General features: G+C 39.7%; 12 protein-coding genes. 7 read left to right on the top strand and 5 right to left on the bottom strand.

Going from position 1 to position 10181, the window contains the following annotated elements; all coding sequences use genetic code 11:
* The first annotated feature begins 234 nt into the window (after positions 1 to 234).
* Complete coding sequence (locus HUZ36_RS21440; protein ID WP_176033928.1) at positions 235 to 837, top strand: imm11 family protein; 603 nt, start codon at positions 235 to 237, stop codon at positions 835 to 837.
* Positions 837 to 1223, top strand: a complete 387-nt coding sequence (locus tag HUZ36_RS21435; RefSeq protein WP_147390017.1) for a hypothetical protein — start codon at positions 837 to 839, stop codon at positions 1221 to 1223. Before HUZ36_RS21440 ends, HUZ36_RS21435 begins: the two co-directional genes overlap by 1 nt.
* Positions 1224 to 1771: 548 nt before the next feature.
* Here HUZ36_RS21435 and HUZ36_RS21430 read toward each other — a convergent pair.
* Complete coding sequence (locus HUZ36_RS21430) at positions 1772 to 2521, bottom strand: helix-turn-helix domain-containing protein (RefSeq protein WP_125254316.1); 750 nt, start codon at positions 2519 to 2521, stop codon at positions 1772 to 1774.
* On the bottom strand, positions 2511 to 2960 hold the full coding sequence (locus HUZ36_RS21425) for a carboxymuconolactone decarboxylase family protein (protein ID WP_125254315.1): 450 nt from the start codon (positions 2958 to 2960) through the stop codon (positions 2511 to 2513). Before HUZ36_RS21425 ends, HUZ36_RS21430 begins: the two co-directional genes overlap by 11 nt.
* Positions 2961 to 3212: 252 nt before the next feature.
* Between HUZ36_RS21425 and HUZ36_RS21420 the strand changes: the two genes are divergently transcribed.
* Both HUZ36_RS21420 and HUZ36_RS21415 read left to right on the top strand, forming a co-directional pair.
* Complete coding sequence (locus HUZ36_RS21420) at positions 3213 to 4220, top strand: phytanoyl-CoA dioxygenase family protein (RefSeq protein ID WP_176033927.1); 1008 nt, start codon at positions 3213 to 3215, stop codon at positions 4218 to 4220.
* A 119-nt stretch (positions 4221 to 4339) separates the two neighbouring features.
* Positions 4340 to 4804, top strand: a complete 465-nt coding sequence (locus HUZ36_RS21415) for a DUF3291 domain-containing protein (protein WP_176033926.1) — start codon at positions 4340 to 4342, stop codon at positions 4802 to 4804.
* A gap of 277 nt (positions 4805 to 5081) precedes the next feature.
* Here HUZ36_RS21415 and HUZ36_RS21410 read toward each other — a convergent pair whose 3' ends face one another.
* Positions 5082 to 6272, bottom strand: coding sequence for a class I SAM-dependent methyltransferase (locus HUZ36_RS21410; RefSeq protein ID WP_176033925.1), 1191 nt, complete (start codon positions 6270 to 6272; stop codon positions 5082 to 5084).
* Positions 6273 to 6471: 199 nt separating this feature from the next.
* Between HUZ36_RS21410 and HUZ36_RS21405 the strand changes: the two genes are divergently transcribed.
* A complete protein-coding gene (locus HUZ36_RS21405; protein WP_125254312.1) occupies positions 6472 to 7113 on the top strand; it encodes an HD domain-containing protein in 642 nt (213 codons plus the stop codon).
* Positions 7114 to 7222: 109 nt separating this feature from the next.
* Here HUZ36_RS21405 and HUZ36_RS21400 read toward each other — a convergent pair whose 3' ends face one another.
* The gene (locus HUZ36_RS21400; RefSeq protein WP_125254311.1) at positions 7223 to 8203 is read right to left on the bottom strand and encodes an ion channel; all 981 of its coding nucleotides are present in this window, start codon (positions 8201 to 8203) and stop codon (positions 7223 to 7225) included.
* Between the two features lie 263 nt (positions 8204 to 8466).
* Here HUZ36_RS21400 and HUZ36_RS21395 point away from each other — a divergent pair, with 263 nt between their 5' ends.
* Entirely contained in the window at positions 8467 to 9084 is a 618-nt protein-coding gene (locus HUZ36_RS21395; protein ID WP_244297263.1) for a M48 family metallopeptidase, read from the top strand.
* 10 nt (positions 9085 to 9094) lie between these two features.
* Here HUZ36_RS21395 and HUZ36_RS21390 read toward each other — a convergent pair whose 3' ends face one another.
* Entirely contained in the window at positions 9095 to 9496 is a 402-nt protein-coding gene (locus HUZ36_RS21390; RefSeq protein ID WP_128729711.1) for a helix-turn-helix domain-containing protein, read from the bottom strand.
* A gap of 71 nt (positions 9497 to 9567) precedes the next feature.
* Here HUZ36_RS21390 and HUZ36_RS21385 point away from each other — a divergent pair, with 71 nt between their 5' ends.
* A complete protein-coding gene (locus HUZ36_RS21385; RefSeq protein ID WP_128729712.1) occupies positions 9568 to 10059 on the top strand; it encodes a DUF2938 domain-containing protein in 492 nt (163 codons plus the stop codon).
* Positions 10060 to 10181 lie beyond the last annotated feature (122 nt).

Raw genomic sequence — 10181 nt, 5'->3', positions numbered from 1 at the left:
TACAGAGTACCACCAACAGGCAGTTGATCTCTCCTCACCGATTAACCATGAGTGGTGCACTTATTATCTGAATTCGGAGGCAATAGATTTACTTGCCTTTTAACCAAGAGAGGTGCGTTTGTAATCTGGATTTGGGACTTATTCGCCTCTCTGGGGAGGAAATATTAATAATATTATTTAGAATTATAATATAATACGAGAAAAGTAGAATTCAATGTGAAAATATAGGCAATTATGGGTGTAGATAAGATAGCAGAGTACTATTTGATATTTGAAAATTTAATGAGCAATAACAGTTCAATTACAACAAATGATAGAGCTGATTACTATTGCCACCTAGGATATCCTCATGTGAGCGTCAAAAAAATTATAAAATTAAAGGAAGAGTACACATTAAAATCGATCAAAGATTTCCATTTTATAGGGGAAGTTATTTGCAAGGAAGATATCTCGATGATTCTTTCAAAATATAACCCATATCGGTGTCGATTTTTTCCTATATCAATTAGTGACAAAAGCTCTGAGACTCTATCTAAATTTAGCTTAATTTCGTTTGAAAATAAAATTCCATGTGCAGATATGGGGAAAAGTGATATTTTTGTTTTCCCTAAAAGGAAGAATCATATAAAGATATTATCCTTATACCTTGATTTAGAGAAGTTAAAAAAGATCCCGAAACATAAAAAACACATTTTTATGGTTGAAGAAGCTGAAGGTACTATAATCGTATCTAAAGAAATCGGTGAAGAGTTATTGACCTACTTATCAACGAATAATGATTCAAGTCTTTTAGTCAAGCCAATTTATGAAGATGGAAAAGTTCCGGAGTTATTTTAATGGAAGGTTTTTTTGAATTAAGTGTAAAGTCACTAAGCACTTTCCCACTAAAAGAAAACATAAAAGGGGAGTTAGCTCCCCCTGATTTGGTCTTTGACTTTTACCTATTTCCAAAAGTTTTTATAAATAATAGAATTTTAGAGAAACTATCGCCTTTTTTAAAAAGTAATATTGAAATTCAAGAAGGTGCTGTAGAATTAAAATTTTCAGAGTTAGAGTTGAGCTATTGTTATCTTTACGTTGTAGGTTGTGATAATGATTCACACACCAATGAAAGTACACATATATTTAGGAGTGAGGATAATAGCTCTTTGTTTTTGAGCAACGAATTAATTAAGGAAATGAGAAAAAAATCAACTAATGGTGTTTTATATCGCTGGAATTAAATCCTTAGTAATAAATGAGGCTTTATCAAAAAAGCTCATCCGTCACCCTTCAGTTAAAAAGTGAGGGTGATAACTTTCTAGACCGAGAACAGAGAATTAGTGCCTGTGGGTGAAGCCCTTAAAAAATCGACGACGAGTACAATACATCTAAACAACAGTAAGAGATTGTGTCCACATAGCAAAACCTGATTTCAAATAATAAGTACAACACTTATAGAAATACGCATTTTTCGCTAAAAATCAAGCAATATTACTGCGACTTGTCAACATGTAAAGTACCATCGTGAGACTGTTTAGCTTGAGTTAAAAAAGAAACCAAATAAGCAGGCGTTATTATCTTCAAAAAGCGATTATTGAAATTGTGCGCTTGTCGCATAATATCAATTGGAGGGGGCGCATTAGTTGCGAGGGAGAGTGTATCGATTGCTATGTTACGAAGGATAAACGCTAAGTGGCCGGCTCTATACTCACAGCAAGTTACATACCTAAAAGAGGTCAACACGCTAATTCTGCACTGAGGAACATGGATTTTTTATGCAGGTAATATCTTAGGTTACGGTTGAGGCTTGCAGTAGCTTTTTATACTTTGCAGGGGTTATTTGCATGATTGATTTAAACTCTCGGATGAGATGGGCTTGATCGGCGTAGTCACACTCAAGGGCAAGTTGGGCAAGATTTATGTTTGGGTTTTCTTTTAATCTCTGTCTTGCTTGTCGCGCTCTATAGATGCGTGCGAGATGCTTTGGGGTGATCCCACAGTGGAGCTTAACTTTTCTTTCTAATTGACGTTTACCGATTGGAGTTTGAGTATATGCTTCATCGAGAGGTGTTAATTTTGCGATATGACTGAGTAGAGTTTGTGTGTACAAGGCTGAGTGATGTTGGGGTACTTGCACTGAAAGCATTGGATGTAGCAGCGTCAAAAGTAACTCAAAACTAGCATGAGATTGCAGGCTTTCGACCATAGTTGCTATTTTACAGGGGTCAACTAGAGGATGGTTAACTGCTTCTAAAAATGCAAACCCAGCAGGCTTGAAACGGATACCGCAGAAGCATGTCGCTTCCGAATAAAATACTTTTACTGACTTTGTTGCTGTTGGCTGAATATAAAAAGGAGCAGTGACTCTGTTATTATTTAGCCATACTTCACCACTAATGGGGATGATGATGCCATTAGCACCATCACTTGGTAGCCATGCTTCGCCCTGAAGCGATGTTTGTGCAAACCAAACAGCTTGCACATAATTTGCTATTTCACCCTCTGGGCGATACATACTAAGACATAAATCAGTTATCATTAAACTCAACTGTTGGTTTAAACATCTTAACTATGCGATTCCAGCTGTTGATAGCGTTGATCGCAATAGTTAGTGTTACTAGGCTCTTGTCGTCAAACTCAGACGCTAACTCTTGGTAGAAAGTATCTTCAATTACCTCTGCGTTTGTCAACTTTTCGCATAGCGAAAGCGCTAATCTCTCTTTAGTCGTGTAAAATGTCATGTCTTTCCATGCACTAAGACCGATAATACGGTTTGTTGACTCACCGCTATCAGTAGCTTGAGTTGTGTGCATTGCGATACAAAATGCGCATTGATTTAGCTGTGATGCTCTAAGTTTTACAAGCTCCCAAATTTTAAGTCCGAAAGTGGCTTCGGCTTGTTGTTTAAGTAGCTCTTCCTGACCTAATAAATGTTGAATTAATTGTGGTGCTTGATTGAAATAATCTGCTCTTTTCATTTTTTGTTTCCCTCTGAATTGGTTATGCGGCCAGTGTAGTGACCAATAAGAGGAAAAAATTGAAAAAAAACGTCTTTGTGTAAAATAAAAAGCAGTTCGCAAACAATGTAATTTCTTTACCTCATCCATGTTTTCATTACGTCTAAGGTAAATTAAAGTAGGGTAAATCAGAGCAATGTGCCAGATGAGTCTATATTTAGGATCATTAATGGTATTGATATATATCAGAATAAAAAGGATGTAGTTGTTGTAATGCGAGAATCCACACCAAATCAGAAGCTGTATCGGTTGCCAATTTTAGACAGGATATGGAGCGAAGCAAATTGCCAAGTTATGAACAAAGAGCAGCGTTTTGTGCCAGTTGATTTTGCGCTTGCTAAAACCGTTTTTGACATCATAGGTATTAGTCAGGATCAAGCACATAAGTTAAAGTATCAGTATGCGCATAACTATACACAGTTTGTCGAAGCGATTATAAAATTAGCACCACAAACTACGGAAAAAGTCGAATTACTACAGCATATTACGTGTGGAGCTTCGTGTCCGCAAAGTTACCATAATAAACTAAATACGGTAAAACAGATGGCTGATGTATTGTCTGCCGACGATCTAGCATGCTGGAATACAAACGGCTATGTTGTCGTCAAAAATGCGATTAGTCCATCAAACTGCCAGCGTGCCCTAAGCGTGATTTGCGATTTTTTAGACGTTGATATAAATAATCCCGATACTTGGTATAACTTGGATGGTGATAAGATCAGTAAAACGATGGTACACCTAGTACAACATAGTGCTCTAGAAGAAAACAGAAACGCGGCAAGAATACATAAAGCCTTTAGTCAATTATGGCAAACTGAACGCCTACAAGTATCTGCTGATAGATGCGGTTTTAACCCACCTGAAACCGTAAATGATGTTTATCAGGGGACTGACCTTCATTGGGATCTCGATTTTTCTCAGCCGCTCTCTTTTGGCACCCAGGGTATTTTGTACTTATCAGATACATCTAAAGACCAAGGTGCCACTACGGTTGTACCAGGGTTTCATCATAGACTTGCCAATTGGCTCGATGATATGCCATTTGATCCCAATCAACCTCGTCCAGATTATTTTCACCAACAAGGTTCTCAAGCAATTGCTGCTAATGCAGGTGACTTGGTAATTTGGCATCATTTTTTGCCCCATGGCGGCAGCCCGAACAAAGCCACCATGCCAAGGATCGTACAATACATTAATATGCAACCGTTACCGACGGTTTAAGAGGTGAAAAAATCTAAATTTAACAGTTTTTACTCTGAGTGAACTTAGTGTTAACATCACTGATGTAATGAGCGTTGCAGTTAACGTCATAAATAGTTGATATAACACAAGGATCTCCGATGCGACTTGCTTTTTTTAGTATATTTACAACTAAAAGTCCAACAAATGGCGCGTTGCGTAAACTAGATAGGAATAGCCTTAAGCAGCTCAACTCACTGGCAGAGAGTAGTCCGGGTTTTGTGTGGTACATGGGTGAAGATTGCGAGTCTGTGGCAGCGACAGATTTATTTGGTTGTACTGATGTGCTTGTTATTTTGGCTGTCTGGCGCTCAGAGAGAGCCTTGAGGGAATTTATGTCTCACTCTCTTTGCCAAAAGGTGTTTAGCCGTTCAACCGTCTTTTTAGATGGCTCAGATCCAGAACATTACGTTGTTTGGCGCCTAGAAAATGATACGCTACCTACTTTACATGAAGCTAAGGCGAGACTTGATTATTTACGTCGTTTTGGTAGTTCAGACTATGCGTTCAATTGTAATGGATATAGCGAATATCAACTATCATCGCAACAGGATCTGTTGGCGTGACATCTTGAAGCCATAAAGCGCATTGCGCTTTTTATGCCGTATAGTTGTAGGGATATATTAGGGCTTGTTGGCCCACAAGGATGTGGGGTAAGGTGATTTTGCTGGAGCACAGAGTCTTTATCGCCTGACTCACACAGCATAACAATGCTACGCAGGTGCTGCCTTCTATAAATACTAGTCAAACTGCTGCAAAAACAAATTTGAGGGATCAACAGGCCCTAGTATTGACCAGAGTAAGTGCCGTAGCTTACTTACTCTGGTTGGCTTAATACTATTTCTAGTAGACTTTACAAATCAGTCCTTTTAGATAAAAGCCCTCGGGATAGTTACCTGCAATAGGGTGATCAGCTGCTTGGTTTAAACGCTCCATGATAAGTAACTCTCTTCCTGCATCCAAAGCGGCATCTGCAACGACTTTTTGAAACAGGTTTTGTTCCATTAAGCCCGAGCACGAAAATGTTAACAAAGTCCCGCCTGGCTTTAGAATTTGCATCGCAATCATATTGATATCTTTATAACCACGACATGCTCCAGTAAGTTGTGCTTTGCTCTCTGCAAATTTGGGTGGATCCATTACGATGGTATCAAATTGACGGCCTTCATCTCGATATTGTCGCAGCAATTTGAACACATCTTGTTTAACAAACTCTGCCCGTGAAATATCTAACGCGTTGTGTTCGACATTTCGTTTTGCGGTGTCTAGCGCTGGTTGTGATACATCGACGTTAATGACCTTAGCACAGCCACCACGTAGCGCATACAGGCCAAAAGTGCCCGTGTAGCAAAAGCAATTTAGCACTTCTTTGTCTTTAACAAATCGCTCAAGGGCTGCTCTACTATCTCGCTGGTCTAAATAAAACCCAGTTTTGTGTCCAGAAATAATATCGACTTCAATTTTTAGGCCATTTTCATTGATGGTAACTGGATTTTTGGGCGCATCCCCTAGAAGGGGCCCGGTGATTTTGTCTAAGCCTTCTTTTTTGCGTACATCTACATCAGAACGCTCATAGACATGGCATTCAGGGAACAATGACTTAAGCGCCATGACAATTTCGCCTTTGTGACGCTCTGCACCAGCACTGAGTAATTGACAAACCAAGTAGTTATCAAATTTGTCAATTGTTACTCCAGGAAGGCCATCTGATTCTGCTGCACATAGACGAAATCCAGTTAACTCACCTTCATCGATGACGTACTTGCGTGCGTCTAGCGCTCGAGAAAGTTTTTGCTCAAAGAAGGCTTGGTCAATATTTTGTGATTCATCAAAAGTCCAAACTCTGGCTCTGATCTGTGAATCAGGGCTGTAAGCTGCAGTTGCAAGGTATTTACCATCACTGCTGTAAATTTTGACGATATCGCCAAGTGCTGGCTTACCTTTGACTTTTTTAATAGCCTTAGAAAAAACCCAAGGGTGCTTTCTGTTCAAGGATTTTTCTCTGCCAGGTTGCAGGTATAACGCGCAAGTCATAAATTTTCTCTAATCTTTCTTGATACCTGCCATTTTAGAGAAGGGTGTGGCAACATACAATGAGTAATCTCCACTCACCTAATTGAATGCTTGTACTTAGCAAATTGATATAGCGTATGATTTACTTCATGAGTCAAACCAAATATAAGGCTTGAAAAGCAAAACCGTTTTGATAGAAAGTAGATAAAAGTTGAGCTTAATGACACTGAAAATACCAGAACTAGAACAAGCATGTGAAGCGTTCATGCTGACAACGCCTTGTGCAGATACAGCGCACGATCTCTCCCATATCAAGCGTGTAGTGCACGTGGCTAAATTAATTTGTGACGGTGAAAAAGCCGATCCTGCTGTAGTGATCCCAGCAGCTTGGCTGCATGATTGTGTCGCAGTTGCAAAAAATCATCCTGATAGACCGCTTGCCTCAAAGCTGGCGGCGGACAAGGCGATACAGTTTTTGGCCTCATTGAATTATGATCCATCTAAACTCGACGCAATTCATCATGCAATTGTCGCGCATAGTTTTAGCGCGGGCGTTGCGCCCACAACACTCGAAGCAAAAGTGGTTCAAGATGCTGATCGTATGGATGCACTGGGTGCTATCGGTATTAGCCGCTGTATGAAAGTGGGTGGTGCAATCGCTAGAAATCTTTATCATATTGATGATCCGTTTTGCACACAAAGAGTGGCGGATGACAGTAAATACACCTTAGATCACTTTTTCATTAAGTTGTTACACATCAAAGATAATATGCATACAAAATCTGCATATCAAGAAGCTGAGCGTCGAACTCAATACATGTTAGATTTCCTAGCGCAGCTTCAATCAGAAATCACTCGCTAGCTAAGCGCTTAAGCGGCAGTAGCCTCTGATTCTATTAACTATATCTGATAACCAGCCAATTATTGTATTGGCTGGCATACCATTATACTAATGGGGTCGTAAAGACCACCTATCTGGTCATTTTTTTAACAAAGACCACCACAAATAATGCAAGTGAAAAGCTTCCAGTAAATGCCTCGATTGCAGCGATCAGCCTAGAAATTCCCACAGGTGTGATATCGCCATAGCCTAATGTAGTAAAAGTGACGACGCTAAAATAAAAACTATTGAGTAGTGCTGTGACATTATCTGATAAACTGTTGGTTAAATTTAACTGCATGATTTGATCTTGGAAAGAAACACCGAACAAGAAATAACAAAACGCACAGGTGATTATCATCCCAAGGCTAAAGCGGATAACGTTCTCTGGCTTTTCACCATAGCCACACAATAGATCAACGAAACTAGATATTAGGTGACGCTTTGAATATCTAGGGTATTGCGCATGGCGCATACGTAGCTCTTTATACGTAAAGCGCCCAACCATCTCAAAAAGCCCTTGGTTTTCGGCACCTTTGCGCAGCAAGCGATAGATTTCTTCAGACTGTAAAAACAAATCTTCAGCCTCCTCCGTTGCTCGGTTTTTACGGGCTTCTAACGCTTGCTGTTCTTGTAATAATTGCTCTCCAAGCTCCATATTATCTATGCGTGTATTTTCTAGTTTTACGCCCAGCAGGTTAGTGTTCTCTAGGTTGCAGCAGTGGAGACTTGCTTCTCTAAGATCAGCTTTCATGAGAGAAGCATTCTTCATGGTGTTATTGAAAAGGTGAGCACCTTTTAAGTTGGCTCGGTAAAAGTTGCTGTAAGATAAATCATAGCCGTGATGATGCTCGAAGTTTACTAAGTTGAGTCCTTCTAAATTTGCTCGCTTCAGTTCCAAGCCTTGCAGCAGTCCGCCACGCTTTGCATAACGCTCAAGCTTTTGACTCAGCTCTAAGCCGCTTTTATCAAACTTATTATCATGCCAAAAGCAGTAACCTGAGCCCATATCTATTTCACTGCACTTCTTTCCCTCAGGTGACACATATTGGCAAGTAGGTTTTTCAGCCATTGGTTGCCTAATCTAAAGTACCTTTTCACTAAGCGTAGCAGCAAAAAATAATATTTACGGTGATTTGACTAAAAATCTTTCCAATTTCTAGTGTGTTAGAAATTTATAGATAACCATAAGAGCTGAATAAGCGAAGCGTTGTTGTGTCAATTAGGTCAGTGAAATGACTTTAGTGACTAACTCATACTATACTACGCGCTTTCAACAGCAGAGAGTCTAATTTCTTGCAATATCTGTTAAAAAAAAGCCGAAAACGTAAGACCGTGGCCATAAAAATAAAGTCAGGTAAGGTCATAGTTTATGCACCAGAGCACATATGTGAACAATGGCTTTATAGCTGGGTAAACAGTAAATCAGATTGGATTGCATCAAAATTGGCGCAGGGCGTTGAGCATACAAAGAATAGGCCTCTTACTACGAACAAAATAGCAATATTTGGTGATAAGTTTACGATCATCAAACAAGCGCAGGCGCTTTCATTTATCGACTTTGATAAAAAGACATTGAATTTAGATGAGAGCAAAGATAGTTGGGGTGAGCTTTTAAAGTTATTGGAAATGACATTAAGTGACTATCTCGATATGGCTATCGCTAAGTACCAACCTGATATTAATGCTCAATTTGATACTTTAAAAATAAGACTATACAAAAGCCGTTGGGGAAGCTTTTCCTCAAAAGGAGTAATTGCATTTAATACCTTATTGGTTGGTGCACCCAAATGGGTCATTGAATATGTCGTGGTACATGAACTGTGTCACTATCATGTCATGGCGCATAACTCCTCGTTCTGGAGTTTGGTAAATATCCACTACGGTGAAAAGTACCAAGATGCACGTAAATACCTTAAGGAGCATGGCAGAGCATTAATGATTGAAAATTAACTTGTTCATATCAATCTCGTCTTTTTGGTCTAACTTTTCCGGCTCTTGCTAATAGCTTTTTGAATGTCGGGCACTCGAAGTGACTGGGAGCTGGACACTTTGCTGCGTGGTAAAGTCCATCCCTAACAGCGCTTAAATGCTTGATGGTATTATCCAGCTCTTCTGCTTTCTTTTGTAACTTTACGCGGTCTATATCGATGTCGCCTTGTGGCGTAAACATTGTTGCGATTTCATCTAACGAGAAGCCTGCATTACGGGCTAAGGTGATTAATGCTAGACGCTCAACAGTTGAAGGTGCAAAAACACGTTTTAAACCTTGCCGTCCAATAGAGCGGATCAAGCCTTTTTCTTCATAATACCTAAGTGTAGACGCAGGTAGCCCTGACTCTTTTACAACCGCACTGATATCCATCAATTACCTTGACTTAAAGTTAGCTTTAACTTGTAGGATAGCGTGGAAAGATCAAAATAAGGAGTGAAAACGTGGAAAAACTAGAAATTTTGTTACTCGCATCCGTTATTGGCATTGGCGCTACAATTGTTATGGACATATACGGTGCTCTGTTAATGCGAATATTTGCGATTGCGCGATTGGACTATGCCTTGCTCGGTCGATGGGTTGGGCACTTTTTAAAAGGAAAAGTGAGCCATAATGGAATTGCTCGAAGTGCGCCTATTGCAAGAGAAACCATACTGGGATGGTTGGTTCATTATGTAACTGGGGTGGTTTTTGTATTTTTATTTCTTGTATATCAAGGAAAGGCTTGGGTTTATAATCCAGACCTTTGGTCTGTTCTGGCTTTTGGTGCGTTAACAACTGTTTTTCCCTATTTCATTATGCAGCCATGCTTTGGAATGGGGATCGCGGCATCTAAATTACCTAACCCACAAAAAGCGAGAGTAAAAACGTTAGCTACGCATCTAGTTTTTGGTGCTGGGATGTATTTCAGTACAATTGCTCTTACTTCATTCTGAAGTTATGCAATATATTCTTAATTTTGCTAAGGCTTTTTTGAATGGATGGTGGAGGGAGCTGGATTCGAACCAGCGAAGGCAGAGCCGTCAGATTTACAGTCTGATCCCTTTGGCCGCTCGGG

Source organism: Pseudoalteromonas sp. McH1-7, from assembly GCF_013366255.1.
GTDB classification, from domain to species: domain Bacteria; phylum Pseudomonadota; class Gammaproteobacteria; order Enterobacterales; family Alteromonadaceae; genus Pseudoalteromonas; species Pseudoalteromonas peptidolytica.
Note: the sequence above shows the minus strand (reverse complement) of the source record. Positions and strands in the feature narration are given on the sequence as shown.

Excerpts from the sequence above, each read along its gene's own strand:
- HUZ36_RS21430 (WP_125254316.1), bottom strand. The coding sequence starts at position 2,521 with ATGATAACTGATTTATGTCTTAGTATGTATCGCCCAGAGGGTGAAATA.
- HUZ36_RS21440 (WP_176033928.1), top strand. The coding sequence starts at position 235 with ATGGGTGTAGATAAGATAGCAGAGTACTATTTGATATTTGAAAATTTA.
- HUZ36_RS21410 (WP_176033925.1), bottom strand. The coding sequence starts at position 6,272 with ATGACTTGCGCGTTATACCTGCAACCTGGCAGAGAAAAATCCTTGAAC.
- HUZ36_RS21420 (WP_176033927.1), top strand. The coding sequence starts at position 3,213 with ATGCGAGAATCCACACCAAATCAGAAGCTGTATCGGTTGCCAATTTTA.
- HUZ36_RS21400 (WP_125254311.1), bottom strand. The coding sequence starts at position 8,203 with ATGGCTGAAAAACCTACTTGCCAATATGTGTCACCTGAGGGAAAGAAG.
- HUZ36_RS21425 (WP_125254315.1), bottom strand. The coding sequence starts at position 2,960 with ATGAAAAGAGCAGATTATTTCAATCAAGCACCACAATTAATTCAACAT.
- HUZ36_RS21415 (WP_176033926.1), top strand. The coding sequence starts at position 4,340 with ATGCGACTTGCTTTTTTTAGTATATTTACAACTAAAAGTCCAACAAAT.
- HUZ36_RS21435 (WP_147390017.1), top strand. The coding sequence starts at position 837 with ATGGAAGGTTTTTTTGAATTAAGTGTAAAGTCACTAAGCACTTTCCCA.
- HUZ36_RS21390 (WP_128729711.1), bottom strand. The coding sequence starts at position 9,496 with ATGGATATCAGTGCGGTTGTAAAAGAGTCAGGGCTACCTGCGTCTACA.
- HUZ36_RS21405 (WP_125254312.1), top strand. The coding sequence starts at position 6,472 with ATGACACTGAAAATACCAGAACTAGAACAAGCATGTGAAGCGTTCATG.